Consider the following 18,714-nt stretch of genomic DNA (forward strand, 5'->3'; position numbering starts at 1 on the left):
TCAACACAAAGACACGAAATAATCCAGAGCTTCCGCCGAACTCCTCTTCTGTTTTCTTTGATCCTTTGTGTTTGACAGGCTTCGCGTTATCTCTTTTCTCAACACAAAGACACAAAGTAAACTTTTGTTCGAACCTGTCCTCCGTGGTCTCTGATCCTTTATGTTAATAGGTAGGTAGCGGATAGTTAATCATCGATCTCGAGCGTACCCAAAGCGAAGTTCATCAGGATCTCCTGGAAATAGAGCGTGAATACAGCTTGGGCTTGATCTGACTGCGCTCGCACCATTGTCTGGTTGGCGGTGGAAATATCCACAAAGCTGGAAAGCCCCAATCTAAACCGTTCGTTTACCGCCTTAAAGGCCTCTTCCGCTGCCAGCACCTGCACTTGTGAATTTTTCTCCTTGCGCACTGCAGCGAGGTAGTTTTGGTACGAAAGCTTCACTTCCTGATATACTTTCCGCTCGGTGGATTCTTTTTGCAGCAGCTGATTTTCATACGCAGCTCTGCTTCTGGTTACATCCAATCGGGTCTGAAAATTGTTGAAAATCGGAATCGCCAGACCGATGCCCAACGTATTCTGAGGATAAATTTTCAAAAACTGCTCTTGAAGCGAGCGTTCATCCAAGGAGGTAAAAAACGTGTTGTAATTGTAAAAAGCATTCAACCTCGGATAGTACATGGCTTTCACAGCCTGCATGTCCTTTTTATAGGAAGTGGCCAAAAGACTTTGCTGACCCAAGTCCTCACGGTTGGACTTAGCCACCTCATAGAGCTGCGTCATGTCCATCCCCACAAACGAACTGGTCTCCCGGATGGGATCAACGGCCTCAATCTTGGGCACCACTCCCGGCGCCAGTTGCAGGTATTCTGTCAAAAGCCATAAATCATTCTCGAGTTGGATCTCGGCATCTACCTTGACCGATTCAAGCCTTGCCACTTCGGATTGCTGATTGTACAAGTCCGAAATCGTCCGCAAGCCCGCATCCACAAATCCTTCAATCTGAACCAACTGTTGCTTCTGATCATCCAAATTTTGAGTGGCAATCCGGAACAGTTCCTGATCCAGCAGCACCTGAAGATATCTTCTGGACACGTCAAAGATCACCTGTTGCTTGGCGCGGTTCAGGCCTTTTTCTCCCGCTTCCAAGGCAAGCTGGGCTGACTGGGTATCAAGGATTCTCCTTCCGGAGTTGAACAGCGGTAAGTTGACGTTCAGATTGCCACTGACGATCTCATTGGTCACGTTGGTCACCACGATTTCACCCTCAACCTGTTGAAACTGCTGTCCGGACTGTCGGCTGAAGTTAGAGCTTACTCCGACGTTGGGGAAATGGGAAAACAGGGCCACCTGCTTCTCTTTTTTGAGAATGGCCATGTTGTTTTCCTGGATTCGGTATTCCAGATTTTTGGTAAGCGCAAGATCCACCGCCGCTTCAAAATTCAGTGGGATGGTATCTTGTGCCTGTAGGTTGCCGATCGTGAAAAAGCTTCCAATCAAGGCGATCCGTGCAATATTAAGAGGCGATAGCTTCATCAGTTTCAATTCTTCCGTCTACTAAAGTGATTAATCGGGTGCCGAAATCGGCATTTTCCCGCGCATGGGTCGCTTGGATGATGGTCGTCCCTTCCGCATGCAATTCTTTGAATATTTCCATTATTTCTTTTGCCTGAGCTGAATGCAGGTTGCCGGTAGGTTCATCTGCGAGCAAAACTCTTGGCTTACCGGCAATCGCCCGTGCAATCCCCACCAATTGCTGCTGACCTCCCGAAAGCTGCGCCGGGAAAAGATCTTTCTTTGCAACCATATTGAATCTGTCCAGCAAATCAGCAATGATACTTTTACGCTCGCCGGAGGAGACATTTCGATACAGCAAAGGCGTCTCGATGTTTTCATAGACAGTCAGCTCGTCAATCAGATGATAGGCCTGAAAGATATAGCCAAACTCGCCTTTATGAAGATTGGAGCGGTCTCTGTCCCGCATGAGCCGGATATTTCGCTCTCCGAAAAAGTACTCTCCTTCGTAATCTTCATCGAGCAATCCGAGAATATTCAAAAGCGTGGATTTGCCCGCTCCTGAAGGGCCCATGAGCGTGATAAACTCCCCTTCCTTGATGGTCAGGTGGATTCCTTTGAGGATAAATACACGCTGAAAACGCGATTCGATGTACTTATCTATTTCTTTTAACTGTATCATTAAACTATTGGAAGATTGTAAAATTGAAAGATTGTAAAATTTTAAGTTGGGAAGTTGGAGGTCGGAGGTTGAAAGTTGGAAGTTGGGAGGTCAGAGGTTGATCTTTTTTTAATTTCCATAAAGTCAATCAACAAAGTTCTTACTCCATCTTAGAGGTCTGACTACATCTAACATCTGTCACCAAGCATCCCACATTTAGTCGCTTTTTAATGTATTGGAAGGATTCAGTGTGTAGACTTTCCAGCTTCGGTAGCCGATGGTGATCATTGCCAAAAGCAATACTACCAAGATCGCGCTCAGATACGGCCACAGCCCGACGCTTGTCCTGTTGGCAAAAGCTTCCAGCCAGACACCGCTAAACCATATCCCAAATCCTGTTGCCAGTACGGCAGATATTGCCAGCAGTCGGGCAAAATCAGCCGAAAGCACACCAAGTACGTCCGTTTGGGTTGCTCCCAATACCTTGCGGATGCCAATCTCGCGGGTTCTTCTCAGTGCGACATAAGACACCAATCCAAATAATCCCATGCAGGCGATAAGGATCGCGATGCCGGAGAACAAACCAAAGATAGTCCCTACCCGCTCCTCAGAGCGATAGAGCTGTGCATATTCCTGATCGACAAACTTGTAGTTGAAGGGTCTGTCGGGGACCATCTTCTTCCAGGTACTTTCCAAAATCGCCAGATGCTCTGCCGGATTTCCAGCTGGGATTCTTACCAGAAGCACGTTGGCTTGCTCTGGATCCAGGAAGATACCCAGTGGCTCTACTTTGTGATGAAGAGAATTGAAATAGAAGTCGCGGACTACAGCCTTCACATAAGCCGTCGAACCTCCATAGTTCACTTTTTTCCCAACAGCCTGCTCCGGACTCCAGCCCAATTGGCTGAGTGCAGCCTCATTCAAGATCACCGGAAATTCCATCGAGGAGTCGTGCGCAGCCTCCCGGGACAGATCTCTCTCCGCAAAGTTTTCTCCGGCCAAGATCGTCAGGTCAATCGTATTCACCAGGTCTTTGTCTACCGAATAGCCCTTGATCATAAACTCCTTTTGATTGTCTCCTCCCGGAAAGATCGTATACCCAGCCTGAATATGGATCGGCATGTCCGCTGCCAAAGCGATGGATTCAGCAGAACCTGTCCGCAGCATTTCCTGCTTCACGGTTTCGATCGACTTGCGCATATTGTAATGATACGGTAACGCCAACACATGCTCACGCTGATAGCCCAGATTGACTTCCTGCATGTATTCCAGTTGGGATTTGACCACAAAAGTCGCGATCAACAAGCCCATCGAAACGAAGAACTGAAAGACCACCAGCGACTTTCTCACCCAGGCTCCCCCTCCTATCTTCACTTTGTTGCCCAAGGCTTTGATCGGCTCCAATCCCGACAGGATGACCGAGGGATACATGCCAGCCAACAGACCCGTGGTCAGCACCAAAGCCGCCAAGAGCATCATGCCACGTACCGAATAGAGCAATGTCAAATCCAATGGCACGCCGCCGAGTTTGATAAACTGGGGTGCTATCAGATAGATGATCAGCAAACTCAACACTGCTGCTCCGATGGTCAAGATCATCGACTCGGAGATAAACTGACCGAAAAGTTGGCTGCGATCGGCTCCCATCGCCTTTCTCAGCCCCACTTCTTTGTTGCGCTCGGTAGCTTCGGCGGTCGCGAGATTCACGTAGTTGATGATACCGATTGCAATCAGGAGGATCGCTACGATGCCAAAGATGTAGAGATACTTGACATCTGTGCCGGGTTTAATGGAACCGAGCGTCTGATCACCGAGATGGATGTTGGTCACCGGTTGGGTATAGAAGGCCGTCTCAAAGCCGTATTCTTTCTGCTCTGCCCCGAGATGCTTTTCGACCAACTGGGGAAGCTTCGCTTCAAATGCACTCAGGTCCGCATCAGGACGCAATTTCACATAGCTGTAATAGTTGCTGGGTGACCATTCCGGATTCTTGCCATGTCGATGGGTTTTGAACGAAGCCAAGAAGTCAAAATCCAGGTGGCTGTTGCTTGGAAAATCCTCCATCACCCCGGTCACCTGATATTCTTTCCCGTCTATCTTCAGCGACTTGCCTTCGGCATTCTGAGCTGATCCAAAGTATCTTTTTGCAGTTTCTTCTGTCAAGACGACTTGATTGGGCTCGTTGAGAAGACTTCCCTTCTGCCCTGCGAGTATTTCGAAATCAAATACTTTGTAAAAATTTTCATCTACAAAGGCAAACCGGGATTCTTCCTGATTACCCTCCCCGGCATCGACCAGTACAGAAGAAAACATGCTCAGATCAAAAACCAAGGTGCCTGTCTCCACCTCCGGAAACTCCTCTATCAGCGTAGGAACCAACTTCGAGGGCGTACTGCTGACCAGTTGCCGCTCGCCACCGGAGACAAATTCCTGGTTGAATTTATAGATCCGGTCTGCACCGGAATACATTCGGTCATAGCTCCATTCATGATGGATGTAGAGCGAAATCACAAAAAAGCTGACCAATGCAATGGTCAGCCCCAGCAAGTTAATGCCTGTGTAAAGCTTTCGCTTCTTCAGGTTTCTAAAAGATATCTTAAGGTAATTTTTCCACATGGTTTGTCGGATTGGAAGATTGAAAAATTGGAAGGTTGTAAAATTGCCATCGTTTTCAACTCTGTCAGTTCCGTGTCGGTTTATACATCAGTTTCGGTCTTCAGGCTTTCGTCACCATTCTTTGATCATTCCTTCTTTTCCACTATTATGCCAATAAAAAATGCCTCTGAAATAGCTCCAGAGGCATTTTTCTAATTTTTAAGCGGAACAATTCTCGAACATTTTTGTTCGCCAGCGGACGAAACAGTAGGCACTGTTCAGTAGCCAGTCGCAGTGTTCAGTATTCAGTGATCAGTATCCAGTCGCAGTTTTCAGTCATCAGCCGCAAGGTGCGGTGTTCCGTCGCTGTTGTCGCTACCAAGAGATCGCTTCATTCGTTCCTCATTCGCGATGACGTTCTACTTTGTACTTAGTACATGGTACTTTGTACTTAAACTTAGAACTTACGATACTTCCCGTCCAGAAACTCGTTGGCTTCCTTCTCTGCAAACTTGGCTTTTTTGCTGTCCCAGTGTAAGGTCTGATTTGGGAAACGGCCCGCGATCACACCCAGCAAGATCGTCTCGGTCAATCGGGAAGCATAAGAGAACGGCGCGCTACACTCCCCTTTGCCCAGACATGCGTCGACAAACTGGTGGTAGTGTTTCTTGCTTTCGCCATCGTAATCCTTCACCGGCGCACCCAGGTTGAACGACTCGATGTCCATCTCCACATACTTGCCATCAACAATCTTTCTTGGCAACTGCTGGAAATGCGGCAACAACAATCGCCCTTTTTCCCCCATAAACATCGCGCCCTGATCCGGCAATTCGTCACCGTTTGGAAGCATCAAATCTTCATGGGCTGCAGGAGCGCCGATTCCATCGTACCATACCCACTTCAACGTCTCTGCAGTATGCTTGGTGCCCGGAAACTCATAGGTCACGACATTATTTGCAGGGAAACCAAAGCCGGTTGGCTGACGGCATTCGTTGATGATCGTACGCGGCACATCCAGTTCCAGCGCATTGTATGGCGTGTCAAAGATGTGGACACCCATGTCGCCGAGTGTACCGCAACCGTAATCCATTACTTTTCTCCAGTTGCCTGGGTGATAGTAACCTTCCTTGTATGGACGCTCCGGGGCAGTTCCCTGCCATAGATTCCAGTCAAGTGTGGCCGGTACCGGATCACTTCCTGTTGGCTCGGGACCATCAAAGCCCCAATCTTTTGGAGACCAAGCTCTAACGGTATGCACTTTGCCGATGATGCCAGACTGAATCAGCAGCGTGGCCAATTTATAATCGTAGAACGAGTGAACCTGAATCCCCATTTGGGTAACGAGGTTCTTTTTCTCAGCCAACTTCTTCATTGCCCTCGCCTCGGAGACGTGGTGCGTGAGCGGCTTTTGGCAGTAAACAGGCTTATCCATCTTCATCGCCATCATCGATGCCGGAGCATGCGTATGGTCGGGAGTAGATACGATTACCGCGTCGATTTCGTCTTCCAACTCTTTCAGCAAGATTCTGTAATCCGCGTAGGTCTTCGCATTGGGATGCAGCGCCTTCGCTTTGGCCATGGCCGCACTGTCTACGTCGCAAAGTGCCACCACGTCGACCATTGAGTGAGAAGAGATGGCATCCAAGTCTGCCATTCCCATACCCCCCAGTCCGATATGTGCTGTGCGGAGTCGTCCGCCTGCCTGTGCCTTTGCCAAAAGTGACGGAGCCAAAGCCAATCCCAGGATTCCCAGGCCGCTTTTCTTCACAAAGTCTCTCCGATCGATAAATTGGATTTGCTTACTCATGATTTATAAGATTGATTAATGGGTTGATGTTAACTCTTTGATCTTGATGTTTCGAAACCGGACTACGTCACCATGGCCCAAAAAGCCAATATGTCCGCTACTGCGTTGCAATCCCGGATGCTCTTTCCCGTCAAGGGTGCCGTTTTTACTTGCCTCCAGGTAGTCGCCTTCCAGGATGGTTTCACCGTTCAGAATCACCGTGATCTTGGGATGCTTGACGATCACCTCTTCCACATTCCATTCACCGACCGGCTTTTGGAAACCGCGTTTGGCGGCCATCACACCATACACTGAGCCGTGGTATTGATACACTTGGAGGTCTTTGTATTTGTCGGCATCGTTGTCCAGTATCTGGATTTCCTTGCCTACATAGGCAGCATCTCCTTCCAGCGGCGCATGAATCCCCAATCCGTTGTTGGCGCCGGGGGTGAGCTGAAATTCAAACTTCAGGATGAAGTCGCCGTATTCCTTTTCGGTCAGGAGATTTCCTCCGCCCGTGCCCTTGGGATCGATGACGATCATGCCGTCCTGAGCTTGGTAAGCGGTCTTGTTGCCTACCCAGCCATCGAGGTTCTCTCCGTTAAACAAGGGAGTAAATCCTTTGTCGGAAGTTGCTTTTTGGCTGCTGCAGGAACCCAAGGCAGCGGCAATCGTCATTGCCAAAAAAGTGTGTGTCAGTTTAAATTTTCGCATAAGCGTAGTGTCAAACAGTTTTATGTCAGTCACAAAACTAACCGAGAATTTGACTTTTCCAGCTATTTTCCACTCAAATGCCTTCTTTAAAAATATTTATTACTCCAATGGAGGTTTTATTATTTTTTCGGGAAAGATGCTTAAGTCATATGGCACCCTTGCCACGAGGAAGAATTGCCAAAGACGCTGATCGGAAGCAAATAGGAAGGATTACAGCGAAAAGCCGTAAGTGGCGTCTTGGACGGCGACAAAAAATAATGGAAATCCGAGAAACAAAAACCACCCGTAACGTCCTAATTATCAAAAAACTAAGTCCATGCTCAGCAGGTTATTCGTATATTCCTTGCTATGCCTTTTTAACCCATCAATAACCAAAATAACTATGATAAAAACGATCTATTCCAATCTAGTCGCCCTGGCAATCTTGGGGGCTACTTTTGCCTGTCAATCAAGTACAGAAGTGGAACCTGTCCTTTCAGAAAAGGCAGGAGAGCTCTCAATAGCGGGAGACGAAAATGCCAGAAAAGTCAATTCCAATGAATTTGGTGCTTTTCTAACGGGTACAGAAGAGGTTGTTCCCGTCAGTGCACCCGGAAGTGGGGCTGCTTCTCTCTCGGTCACGGAGGATGGCAGCGCGATTCAATTTGAAGTTAGGGTGGCCAATATTACAGGAATCACCATGGCGCATTTGCACCGCGCTCCCTTCGGAACCAACGGTGGCGTGGTGGTCACGTTGATTCCAACCCAAGCTCCATCGGGATTAGAAAATGGGGTGGTTGCCGAAGGGATTATCACTGAAGGTGATCTATCAGGTTTTCTGGCTGGTAAACCCTTATCAGCTTTGGTTGAGGATATGAAAAATGGGCTGATCTACGTAAATGTCCATACCGCCACTAATCCCGGAGGACAGATTCGTGGTCAGGTAAGTGTGGTACTGCCCGAATTAAACAAGAACTTTGTTGTTCATCTTGACGGGAAGAACGAAGTACCGTCGGTAACTTCAAAAGCATCAGGCCTTGCAATTTTTCAGTTTGACGCGATGGACAGCAGTCTGGATTTCCAAATCAATCTGAATCAGATATCGGATGTACGGTTTTCACATATCCACCTCGCCAAGGCCGGAGCAAACGGGCCGGTAGTAGTCGACCTCAGGATGGATAAGGTGATAGGGAACGTCTCTGGGGTATATGCGAAGGGGACAATCACAGCTGATCAGCTGAAGGGTCTTCTACTGGGAGGGGATTTGGCAATTCTCAAGGAGGCACTTCGAACCGGAAACGCCTACGTGAATGTACACTCGGACAATTTCCCCGGGGGAGAGGTCAGAGGACAATTTTAAATATAAGAATCAGGTATAGCATAAAGGCAACCCGAGTGGTTGCCTTTGTTTTTTGCAGTCCTTGTAGAAAGAAACATTCCGCTTACCAATGACGGATTTGATTCTAGGGCAGCCAAATTGTGTCAGTCCGACACTTCGACTTCCCGCCAGGGCGGGCAAGCTGCTCAGTGTGACAGGAGTCGAGGACCCTTCGAACTTCCCAACTCTCGTTGGTCAGGTGCTCAGGGTGACAACGATCCTGTTTCATGGGCTAATGGCCAGACCTATCTTTTTGGAAATGATTCGATAGAGGCTTGTCAGGTATGCTAAACTCTGAATCGGGATAGCAGACGGCTCAACCAACCCGCTGTTTTCTCCCCGTCTTCATTGTTGTAATAGGATCCGGTATACCCACTCTTTCCCATATAGGAGTAGTTGTAGCCATACCCATAGTTATATCCGCCGAAATCATAGACATCCAAACCGGCCTTCATGCCATTGAATACCGCATATATATTGTCGACCTGATCACTGACAAAGAGATCGTTGATCATCAAAAGATAGCGTTTATGGGTGAAGTCCTGCCTGATGATGTACAGATTGACATCGGAAAAACGCATCAAGTCCATGGTCTCCGATACCAGTCCTATCGGCGGGGTATCCATGATTACCACCTCGAATTCAGACTCCAGGGATTTCATAAATTCGTCCATCTTGTCCTTGAGCAAAAGCTCGGCAGGATTGGGTGGAACCGTACCCGATGGCACGATATACAGGTCGTCAAAGCCCGTCTTCAGCACTATATCTGCGCGTTCAGCCTTGCCTACCAAGTAATTTGAAAGCCCGACGCTGCTTTCCACTCCCACATATTCGGAAATCTTTGGGCGTCTCAAGTCAAGTCCTATCAGCACGGTCTTCTTCCCGCTCATTGCAATGGCTGATGCCAGATTGATGCTCACGAAAGTCTTTCCCTCGCCGGAAACGGAAGAAGTCACCAATATCTTCTTACAGGGCTTGTCACTTGCAATGTAGTAGAGTGCCGACCTGAGAGATCTGAACGACTCCGACACCATTGACTTGGGATGTTCCTGCACCAATAAGTTGGTGTCTTTGGTGCTATAGCCAATCGTGCCCAACAGGGGAATCCTGAGCACATTCTTTAGCTGAACCTGGTCCACGATCTTGTTATTCAGGTAGTGATAGAGGAGCAGCAGGGCCAAGGGAAGGGCCAAGCCCAGACCAAAGGCCATCCCATAATTCTGGGACTTTTTAGGGAAGATCTGGCTACCCCTTCGTGCACGGTCCAAGATCGAATTGTCTGAGATGTTTGATGCCTTGGCGATCTGCGCTTCAGCCTGTTTTTCCAGCAGGTAGTTGTAGAGGTTTTCCCGCAGCTTAAACTCCCTGCTTAGGCTCATGAAGTCAGATTCGGCTTGGGGGAGCTTTGAAAATTCAACCCCCTCATCATCCAGCTTAGCCAGCATCTGGGACTTTCTGGTCTCTGTGTTTTCTACCAGATTCTTGATATTCTCGAAGATATTCTCCCGCAGTTTTAAGATCTGCCCATCCAACTCGGCTACGTTCGGGTGGTTTTCGTTGACCACCGCAAGCAGTCGTCGTCTTTGCAGGGATATTTCGATGAGGGAGCTGATCAGGGAGTTGAGCATCCCATCTTCTATCCCCACGAGTGAAGGCGCCAGGATATCTGAATAGTCCTTCCCTTTTTCCTCCAGATAGGTTTTCAGGGATTTATAGTAGCTCAACTGGAATTCGACGATCTGGATCTGGTCTTCCAAATTTTGGATATTGCCGAGCACGCCTCCAAATTCAGAATTGATGTCGAGAAGTTTGTTGCTCACCTTGAAGTTCAACATCTTCCGTTCTACCGATTTTAGGGAGTCTTCCACGATGAAAAGCTGCTGTTGCAAGAAATCTATCGTGTTTTCGGTCATCTGGTTTTTTTCCCGAAGATTGTACTCGATGTAAGATTCCATCAGCGCATTTACATAGTCCGTTCCTTTATCCACTACCGTGGTGACCATGGATATCTGTAATACGGTACCATAGGAAGTCACCGGTCTGACGGAAAGCGCAGCAGCATAAGAGTCTGCTATCTGGGAAGGATTGTGGATGACAAAGGACAGCCTGTCCCCTGCCTTTAAGTTTTTTGTTTTGCGGATGGTAAAACGGCTGTTCTCGGATGAGATCAGTTCATCAAATCCGTAGGAACGGTTCAGGATTGTCTGATCTACCTGCCCTGAAGGTTTGGCGTTGAGAAAGTCAAAGAAGCCGGATTCTTCCTGTGTCAGCACAAATTGACTGTCAGAAATCATGGTAAAGGTAACCTCGCCCATCTCCATTTGCGGGAAATCAGGATCGACCTCCACGCGGATGGGGGATTGGTCGTACATCTCCACTTCCTTGATATTGGTGGCCGCATAGTAGCTGACATCTAGATGCAGCTTGCTGAGCGCTGCTTCAGCCAAGTTCCTTGAGGTAAGGAGAAGGATGTCGTTCTCGAGATTGTACATGCCCGAGAAGATATTCGACCTGTCCAGGATCTTCATCTCCGGGCTTGAGTTTTGCTTGATCAGGATGGAGCCCTGAACCTCATACCTTTCGACGGCATACCTGTGAAAAAGAAAAGTCAGGATCAGCCCCAGAAATATGCTAGTGACGTACAGGGGCCAGTACCTGGAATACTTGATCAGGTAGTACTTGATGTCGATCGGCTTGACCTCATCCTGAAACTTTGAAAGATCCTGCTTCCCGTCTATCATAGATTTCCTGTTGCTAGCGCTACAATTAGGATGATGGAAGACGTGACAGAGATGATCAGGCCAAGGGAGGACGTAAGATTCTCTGCGTTTCCAAACTGCCGGATAGCCATTGGCTCGAGGTAGAGGATGTCGTTGGGCTGGATAAAGTAGTACGGCGAGGCCAGCAGCTGCCGGTCATTGAGGTTGATCTGGTGTATCTTCGTCCCCTTGTCGTATTGGCGGATGATGAACAGCTTGTTTTTCTTGGCGAGTATGTTGGACTCCCCGGCCACGGAGAGCGCGTCAAATATGGTAGCGCGGTTTTTTAGGATGATCTGTGTACCGGTGTTGGAAAATTCGCCAAGGGCCGTGAACCGGATCCCCCCTATCCTCAGCTTGACATAGACTTCCTCTTTGAAGAAATCATTGATCGCTTCCTGCACCACCGTCTCCGCTTCGTCTTCAGTCAGGCCGCCGAGTTTGATCTTACCCAACTTTGGAATTTCGACAAACCCCGTCTGGTCAATCGAATAGCCGGTAAAATAGAACAGGTCACTGACGCCGCCACCTCCGCCGCCACCCTGCCGCATTGATCTGGAGCCCTGAAACTCAAAAGCCTGCGTCAATTCTTCATCGGAGGAGGCAAAATCAATATCCACAATATCAAAAGGCTGCAGGATGTACTGATAATCCACTTCGGCAAAAGGAATATACTCATCCAGGGCAATCTCCGGGTTGCCCGGAAGATTTTGGAGATAGGTGATTCGCTTGTTGCTGATACAGGAACTGGCTATAAACGCAAGAAAAACACTTGCCATCAAGATTGACCTCATCCTAGTCACCGTTTTATTTGTTCGCACCGAAACGTGCCCCTTCCCTGCTTTCAGATGAAATTTTATCCAATGAGTTTGCAAATTCATACATGGTTTGACTGACCAGTTGGCCCGATTCTATCTTGTTCCGAACGAAGTTTAACAAATTTCCCAATACCTTTATATTCTCCTCCGGCAAATGTCCAAAATTATGTGGGTGCCACCACAGATGATACGCTTCCCCCATGGCGCAGGCCCGGTCTATCTCAGCCTTGATCCGTGAGATCCGCTTTTCGTTGAAGATCGAGTTTTCCCGATAGGGTCTCAACAGCCGCGAGGCAGGGATCTTTACGATCTCCCCGGTGCTGGTGTGAGTGAGGTCAAAGCTGGATCTGTAGCCGACAGGAACCAGGGTATCACCGGTTCGAAAAATCCTTTTCAGCAAAGAGTCGGTGGGCGAAGCTTTCCAAAACCAGTCCCGGGGATTGATCCTTGCCACTTCATAGCCTGCCTCATAGGCAGTTTTAAGGTAGGCCCCATCATATTGGTTTCGGGGAAAAACAAGGGACTTCAGATCTACTCCAAACTTGTCCGTGGCAATCCTTTTCGAAGAAAGCAATTCCTCGCCAAAGCTTTCGGTATCTGCGCCTTCAACAGCGGTATAGTAGTGCGTGTAGGTATGGGACCCCAGCTCCTGAAACGGCGTATCAAGTATCTGTCTGACAAGATGGGGGGCGAAAAGGCCAAGCTCGGCTTGGATGTCACTGTCCCGGTACCATTGCACACCGGCGAATTTTTCCCGTCTGAATTCCGGGAGTTTCCGTGGAGCGAAGGTCTCCCATTCTTCCCGGTTTTCGGCCATCAGACTGCCTACCGTAGCCCAAGTGGCATGAATGCCATTTTCTTCAAAAAGTGCCAAAATACGGGGAATGGCATCGAGGGTATTTTGATAATATTCCAAATACGGAGCTAATCCGTACTTGTCAAACCTCCCCCAATGAAGCTCAAAATCCAGAGAAATAATAATTCTACCTGCCGTCAATTCCTAAACACTAAACTTTCTACTATCCGCAATTCCAATACAGGTTGCCCAGATAAAAGGCAGAGACAAAAAAGGCAAAAAAATGGACTTCATCCTATAAACTATGCCGTAATTGTTAAGGGTAAATGTATAAATGACGATCATCATCAGTGAAACGACGAAAAAGGTGAGCAACGGCAGCGGGATCATTCTTTTGCTTTTGAGTAAATAATACCCTCCAAGGAAGACCACCAGAATCAGGAAGGCATTTTCCAGGGAATACACCAAGGTATGGCTGTCCACCGCTTCCCAGGGAAATGGCCTGAGCAGGATAGCAGACAGACGTTCGAAGAAACCCATCCCGGACAGGTTTATCTGTGAGTTGGCGCCGAAACCCTCCAAAAATCCCAGCTGCTGCTCACTCACTTCAGTGATGGATTGAACACTTATCTCGTCTTCCCCAAAAAGTGCGCGCTGCAGGAATACAAGCCCATGCATTAACATCAGGCCTGTAACGCCACAAATTGCAAAGCGGAGCATCCGGGAAGTGTTACGGTTGGCAAGTACCAAGACCAGGAAAGGGATAGCCAGCACCAGGCCGACAACCACCCTGGACTGCAGCGCGAGAAAAAAGCCCAGGAAAGCCAGAAGCAGAGACTTTGCGTCCGCCCGATCGGAGTACCGATACACCAGGCCAAGTGCCACGATCAAAAGTGACTCTTTCGAGATTCCCCCGCTCCAAAAGTGCAGGCCCGGAGACAGACAAACCAACAGGGAGAAGAGCAAAGCCAGGGAACTGCCTCTCTTGTTTTGAGGGAATAGTGTGCCTGTTTTTTCGTAAATCAACCCTATCCCTACAAAGGACAGGAAGTTGTAGAGGGCAGTACCTCCCAGATAGCCAACCCCAGCCCAAACAAAAGGAGCATTTACGGTTTGGACAAAGGAGCTGCCATACTCATAATACGCAATCCATCCGGCAAATCCCTGCTCAGAATACCCCGGCAACTGCCAGTAAGAAACCGAATCTCCACCGTTTTGGGTGATATAGTCAAAGAAATAAATCCCCATCACCAGGTGGATCAGGTACAGCGCGAGATAAAGCCACTTGAAAAGCCGGTCAGGATTGCCCTTGGTACGGTAAACGATCCAAGCCCCCGCACCCAAGACATTTCCGGCAACTAGTGCCCAGTCCAAGATTCCAATCATCGACTCAGTGCAGTTTGGTAAGAATCCAGGGTCGACTCCAGGGAAAAATACATCCTGCCAAATTCCCCCACCTCCGCTCTGTTTACCCCCCGCATGCGGTCCTGCCAATTCAAAAACGCCTGTGCGTCGTAGCTTTCGCCCATCCTAAATACAAAAGGCAGGTCTGAGAGCATGCTGTCAAAGTCCCCGATACCCTCACTATAGATCACCGGGAGACCACACATGAGATATTCCCCCAGCTTGATGGGGGCTATCCCTGCGATGGACTTGGACTTTTTCCGCAGACAGATTCCGATATCGGAAGCCCTGAGTAGCTCAGGGATACTCTCAAACTCAAAGGAAATTACCGATACGAGTGATTGCAACGAGTCGGGCACCAAGTTTCTGGCAGTTTTTTCATCTCTTGTCAGCAGAAGAAGTCTCACGGCAAGCCCACGTTCATACAGATTTTGCAGCAGGTCAAACATCGTGGACGACTCATAGCCTCCACCCAAGGAACCCGAGTGAACAAGCAGCAGCTCTTCTTCCCCAATGCCTAGTTTTGCCCGGATGTCTTTAGCGGCGTGATCAACGTAAAACAGGGCCTCATCCCTCCCGTTGCCGACCTTAAAGAACTTCGAAGGATCCAGACTTGGATTATTTTCCAAATGGATCTCCTTCGCCCGGTTGCTTCGAACGAGTACCTTGTCTGCTTTTCGCAGCATGGCGCTCTCTATGCTGTACAAAAACCTGTGCATTAGGCTCCCTTCTCTCAGCCCCGCAAAGTCAATCCGCTCCTGTATTGGCAGGCCATCAGCATCGAATATAATCTCGGGCAATGCACGGCTCCGGGAAAGCAACCTAAGCACGATCCATGCGGGCATGGTACTTCTCGGCATCACTACCTCGATTCCTTTTTCCTGTATCAGGGCGCCAAGCGGCGTCCGCGCTTTCCAGACTGCAAACAGACTACCTATTGCAGGGTGCGGACTTCGGGACACGGGATAGTGATAGAATGCTATCCCGAGCTGGGCTGCGATGGCCGACAGCCGATCCACCTCCTGCCGACCCGCCCAGGAAAACTGAACGACATGGGGGATAATCACTCCCCGGACCTTTAAGCCAGACAGGATCGGGAAAAACAGAGTTTCCAGATAGTTCCCGGTATCCGAGTCCCAGGTGATGAACAGGAGTTTTTTAGGGTGTATAAGGTTGGAGGTTTGGAAGTGGGATGTTGGGTGTGGGATGTTGGGTGTTGGATGAGGGATGTGGGATGATGGATGTGGGATGTTGGGTGTTTTTTGTTGGAATGGAGTTGATAGGTGTCCTTCGAACTTCCCAACTCTCGTTGGTCAGGTGCTCAGGACGACACGAACGATGTGTCAGGTTGAGCGACCACTACGGTTTGTCAGGCTGACACTTCGACTTTCGCTCAGTGTGACAGGAGTCGAAGCCCATTCCAACACTTCGACTCCGCTCAGTGTGACACTAACGATGTGTCAGGCTGACGCTTCGACTTTCGCTCAGTGTGACAGGAGTCGAAGCCCATTCCAACACTTCGACTCCGCTCAGTGTGACACTAACGATGTGTCAGGCTGAATGACCCCTATGCCAAGTAAGCGATTACTGCTCGTTGTCAGGTTGACACTTCGATCTTCCCAACTCTCGTTGGTCAGGTGCTCAGTTTGACAGGAGTCGAAGCCCATTCCAACACTTCGACTCCGCTCAGTGTGACACTAACGATGTGTCAGGCTGACGCTTCGACTTTCGCTCAGTGTGACAGGAGTCGAAGCCCATTCCAACACTTCGACTCCGCTCAGTGTGACACTAACGATGTGTCAGGCTGAATGCCCCCTATGCCAAGTAAGCGATCACTGCTCATTGTCAGGCTGACACTTCGACTTTCGCTCAGTGTGACAAGAGTCGAAGCCCATTCCAAAATTTTTATGTGTACTCTCATTGTTACATTCCGCCAGCACCTTCAGGCGCTCCCAATTTCCTTCGATGAGAGCCTCCTTCTTTTTCCGGCTCCACCCCTTTACCTGCTTTTCAAACGCGATGGCTTCTTTTACTTCTCTAAAGGTCTGCAAGAAAACCATTTGCAATGGCCTTCGCTTGAAAGTATAGCAATGTGGATCCAGTCCATCACTGTGCTCTTCCAGTCTTCGATCGATGTCATTTGTGACACCGGTGTAGTAGCTTTTGTCAGTGCATTTTAGGATATACACATGATACGTCTTCATAAAAAAGTGGAGTGTACCGAAACTATCAACTCCAATTTATCAAAAAAAGCGATTCGAGGTCCTGTATGGATTTCACGTGCATTCCCCTTCGATCTTCCCAACTCTCGTTGGTCAGGTGCTCAGTGTGACACTAACGCTGTGTCAGGTTGAGCGACCTCTACGGTTTGTCAGGCTGACACTTCGACTCCGCTCAGTGTGACAGGAGTCGAAGCCCTGAATTGAGATAGAAAACATGTCCTTCGACTCCGCTCAGGACGACACGAACGATGTGTCAGGTTGAGCGACCTCTACGGTTTGTCAGGCTGAGCGGAGTCGAAGCCCTGAATTGAGATAGAAAACATCTCCTTCGATCTTCCCAACTCTCGTTGGTCAGGTGCTAAGTGTTACACTAACGCTGTGTCAGGTTGAGCGGAGTCGAAACCCGTACCAGAAATGTTCACTGAACTGTGTCAGGTTGACACTTCGACTCCACTCAGTGTCAGGAGTCAAAGCCTGAGTGACGAGAGTTGGGAATTGGGTCCGCGACTCCCCGCCGCGGCGGGCAAGCTGCTCGGACTGACACGATGCGACTGATCGCCGAATACTGCCGGCTGCCTACTGCCTAACGATCACGGCTTACTGAACTTGAGTCAAGAAGTTAGTCCTCGACTCCGCTCGGACTGACACAAGGAGCACTGCTCGCCGAATACTGCGCTCACTGCACACTACGTACTGCCTAACGAACACTGCCTACTGCGACTGACACAATGCGACCGATCGCCGAATACTGCAAACTGCCTACTGACCACTGCCTTCCTCCGAAAGCACCCGCTTGAGCTTCTGGAAATTTCCCGCCAAGGTATACTCCCGCTCCACCAAGGCTTTGCCAGCTATACCCATTGCCTGACGGGTTTCGCTGCTTCTCAACAGTACTTCGAGGTAGCCCACCCACTCCTGTTGGGTACTTGCCAAGAATCCGTTCTGTCCGTGACACACGACTTCATTGTTCATCCCTACCGGAGAGGCGACCACGGGAAGACCGCAAGCCATATATTGGATGAGCTTATATGCACACTTTCCCTGCTCCCAAGGGTCATCCGGCAAGGGCATGATGCCAATATCCAAGGCAGAAAGCTGGGCAACCTCTTCAGGCTCCGACCAGACCAGATGGACAATCGCCTCCTTGGGCAGGGCTAGGTATTTGCCGTACCGTACACTGCCTCCGTTGATCAGCACAAAGCGGAAGGGCACACGTTGGTAAAGCTCGGAAAGCGCCTCAGAGACCAGGCCGAGGTATTTGAGTGTACTGGGTGAGCCGATCCATCCTATCGTAGGGAGATCGGGTGAACCGGTACTGGCATCGGCCACTTCGGAATAACCCACACCGGTCGGCAACGTCCTGTGCTTTTTGAGGATGGGTATCTGCCTGTATTTTTCGTGATCCACCACAGTTCTCAGGATAATGACACGATCGGCACCCGCCTTTCTTGCCCGGTCTGCGAGGTACTCATTTCCAGCAAAGACGTATGTTGCTGCCTTCATGACCTGATCGATCTTATTCGAAAACAAAGTCCTGACCCAGGCTTTTTTGCTGAGGTCGTAGTTATGAAAGACCGCGTCGTCGTAGTCCAGTAGCAGTCTTACGCCAACGGCGCTGAGCAGCCTCTCTGCCCATGCGGGAAGGAAGGGAAAGAGCTCCTTCTCCACCCAGACGTAATCGTATCGAAACACCGAAAAGAGGACGACGAACCGCCGTAGGTAGCAGCGTAGCACATTCCACACCTCCGGACGTCGGTGGGCATAAACTTGTGTGAGGTAATCATCATTGAAGAAGCTGGACACCCTGATGGTATGGCCTGCCTGCTCCCAAAGAGGCAAAAATTGGTAGGTACGCAAGCGACTGGATGCCCCCATGGGAGGGTATTTGGGGAGGAAGAGGATATTGGATTTCGCTTGCTTGCTTTTCAAAAAATTGGGGGAATAAATATTAGAGATTGAGTGATTGAGTGATTAAGAGATTGAGTTATTGAGAGATTGGGAGATTGGATATTAAGAGAGGACCAAGCGTAAGAAAAATGTCCAGTGGACATTTTTAGCTTGGGGCCAGGCTGCAGGGGGGGATTAGAT

14 protein-coding genes are annotated in these 18,714 nt (G+C 49.2%); 2 read left to right on the forward strand and 12 right to left on the reverse strand.

Annotation, left to right across the window (positions count from 1 at the left end):
• Window positions 1-185: 185 nt before the first annotated feature.
• From G459_RS0125975 to G459_RS0125995, 5 genes are all read right to left on the reverse strand, one after another.
• Entirely contained in the window at window positions 186-1,535 is a 1,350-nt protein-coding gene (locus tag G459_RS0125975) for a TolC family protein (RefSeq protein ID WP_051315440.1), read from the reverse strand.
• Entirely contained in the window at window positions 1,516-2,196 is a 681-nt protein-coding gene (locus G459_RS0125980; RefSeq protein WP_026970191.1) for an ABC transporter ATP-binding protein, read from the reverse strand. Before G459_RS0125980 ends, G459_RS0125975 begins: the two co-directional genes overlap by 20 nt.
• 195 nt (window positions 2,197-2,391) lie before the next feature.
• Window positions 2,392-4,791 (reverse strand): ABC transporter permease, encoded by a 2,400-nt coding sequence (locus G459_RS0125985; protein ID WP_026970192.1) that lies wholly within the window; start codon window positions 4,789-4,791, stop codon window positions 2,392-2,394.
• Between the two features lie 436 nt (window positions 4,792-5,227).
• A complete protein-coding gene (locus tag G459_RS0125990; protein ID WP_026970193.1) occupies window positions 5,228-6,577 on the reverse strand; it encodes a Gfo/Idh/MocA family protein in 1,350 nt (449 codons plus the stop codon).
• 15 nt (window positions 6,578-6,592) lie between these two features.
• Window positions 6,593-7,270 (reverse strand): 3-keto-disaccharide hydrolase, encoded by a 678-nt coding sequence (locus tag G459_RS0125995; protein WP_026970194.1) that lies wholly within the window; start codon window positions 7,268-7,270, stop codon window positions 6,593-6,595.
• A 382-nt stretch (window positions 7,271-7,652) separates the two neighbouring features.
• Here G459_RS0125995 and G459_RS29300 point away from each other — a divergent pair, with 382 nt between their 5' ends.
• Window positions 7,653-8,609, forward strand: a complete 957-nt coding sequence (locus tag G459_RS29300; protein ID WP_051315441.1) for a CHRD domain-containing protein — start codon at window positions 7,653-7,655, stop codon at window positions 8,607-8,609.
• Window positions 8,610-8,914: 305 nt separating this feature from the next.
• On the opposite strand, the gene G459_RS0126015 is transcribed toward G459_RS29300, so the two are convergent.
• The 6 genes from G459_RS0126015 to G459_RS28640 all read right to left on the reverse strand — a co-directional run bounded on the left by G459_RS0126015 (window position 8,915) and on the right by G459_RS28640 (window position 16,608).
• Complete coding sequence (locus tag G459_RS0126015; RefSeq protein WP_026970196.1) at window positions 8,915-11,368, reverse strand: GumC family protein; 2,454 nt, start codon at window positions 11,366-11,368, stop codon at window positions 8,915-8,917.
• Window positions 11,365-12,180, reverse strand: a complete 816-nt coding sequence (locus tag G459_RS0126020; RefSeq protein ID WP_026970197.1) for a polysaccharide biosynthesis/export family protein — start codon at window positions 12,178-12,180, stop codon at window positions 11,365-11,367. The genes G459_RS0126015 and G459_RS0126020 overlap by 4 nt, the downstream gene beginning before the upstream one ends.
• A gap of 13 nt (window positions 12,181-12,193) precedes the next feature.
• Window positions 12,194-13,201 carry a polysaccharide deacetylase family protein gene (locus G459_RS28630; RefSeq protein ID WP_051315442.1) on the reverse strand — a complete coding sequence of 336 codons (1,008 nt, stop codon included), beginning with the start codon at window positions 13,199-13,201 and terminating at the stop codon, window positions 12,194-12,196.
• Window positions 13,202-13,204: 3 nt separating this feature from the next.
• On the reverse strand, window positions 13,205-14,386 hold the full coding sequence (locus G459_RS0126030; RefSeq protein WP_026970198.1) for a hypothetical protein: 1,182 nt from the start codon (window positions 14,384-14,386) through the stop codon (window positions 13,205-13,207).
• Window positions 14,383-15,471, reverse strand: a complete 1,089-nt coding sequence (locus G459_RS28635) for a glycosyltransferase family protein (RefSeq protein WP_051315443.1) — start codon at window positions 15,469-15,471, stop codon at window positions 14,383-14,385. The genes G459_RS0126030 and G459_RS28635 overlap by 4 nt, the downstream gene beginning before the upstream one ends.
• A gap of 765 nt (window positions 15,472-16,236) precedes the next feature.
• Window positions 16,237-16,608: a GIY-YIG nuclease family protein gene (locus G459_RS28640; RefSeq protein ID WP_084454720.1), complete on the reverse strand. Its 372-nt coding sequence runs from the start codon at window positions 16,606-16,608 to the stop codon at window positions 16,237-16,239.
• Between the two features lie 432 nt (window positions 16,609-17,040).
• Here G459_RS28640 and G459_RS30245 point away from each other — a divergent pair, with 432 nt between their 5' ends.
• Entirely contained in the window at window positions 17,041-17,181 is a 141-nt protein-coding gene (locus tag G459_RS30245) for a hypothetical protein (protein WP_169725072.1), read from the forward strand.
• Window positions 17,182-17,385: 204 nt separating this feature from the next.
• Here G459_RS30245 and G459_RS0126045 read toward each other — a convergent pair whose 3' ends face one another.
• Window positions 17,386-18,501 carry a glycosyltransferase family 4 protein gene (locus tag G459_RS0126045; protein WP_084454745.1) on the reverse strand — a complete coding sequence of 372 codons (1,116 nt, stop codon included), beginning with the start codon at window positions 18,499-18,501 and terminating at the stop codon, window positions 17,386-17,388.
• Window positions 18,502-18,714: the final 213 nt, after the last annotated feature.

Source organism: Algoriphagus terrigena DSM 22685, assembly GCF_000429445.1.
Classification (GTDB): domain Bacteria; phylum Bacteroidota; class Bacteroidia; order Cytophagales; family Cyclobacteriaceae; genus Algoriphagus; species Algoriphagus terrigena.

Bases quoted from the DNA above. Each gene is read 5' to 3' on its own strand.
- G459_RS0125990 (WP_026970193.1), bottom strand. From the start codon at position 6,577: ATGAGTAAGCAAATCCAATTTATCGATCGGAGAGACTTTGTGAAGAAA.
- G459_RS0126045 (WP_084454745.1), bottom strand. From the start codon at position 18,501: ATGGGGGCATCCAGTCGCTTGCGTACCTACCAATTTTTGCCTCTTTGG.
- G459_RS28640 (WP_084454720.1), bottom strand. From the start codon at position 16,608: ATGAAGACGTATCATGTGTATATCCTAAAATGCACTGACAAAAGCTAC.
- G459_RS29300 (WP_051315441.1), top strand. From the start codon at position 7,653: ATGATAAAAACGATCTATTCCAATCTAGTCGCCCTGGCAATCTTGGGG.
- G459_RS0126030 (WP_026970198.1), bottom strand. From the start codon at position 14,386: ATGATTGGAATCTTGGACTGGGCACTAGTTGCCGGAAATGTCTTGGGT.
- G459_RS0125980 (WP_026970191.1), bottom strand. From the start codon at position 2,196: ATGATACAGTTAAAAGAAATAGATAAGTACATCGAATCGCGTTTTCAG.
- G459_RS0125995 (WP_026970194.1), bottom strand. From the start codon at position 7,270: ATGCGAAAATTTAAACTGACACACACTTTTTTGGCAATGACGATTGCC.
- G459_RS30245 (WP_169725072.1), top strand. From the start codon at position 17,041: ATGTTCACTGAACTGTGTCAGGTTGACACTTCGACTCCACTCAGTGTC.
- G459_RS0125985 (WP_026970192.1), bottom strand. From the start codon at position 4,791: ATGTGGAAAAATTACCTTAAGATATCTTTTAGAAACCTGAAGAAGCGA.
- G459_RS0126015 (WP_026970196.1), bottom strand. From the start codon at position 11,368: ATGATAGACGGGAAGCAGGATCTTTCAAAGTTTCAGGATGAGGTCAAG.
- G459_RS0125975 (WP_051315440.1), bottom strand. From the start codon at position 1,535: ATGAAGCTATCGCCTCTTAATATTGCACGGATCGCCTTGATTGGAAGC.
- G459_RS0126020 (WP_026970197.1), bottom strand. From the start codon at position 12,180: ATGAGGTCAATCTTGATGGCAAGTGTTTTTCTTGCGTTTATAGCCAGT.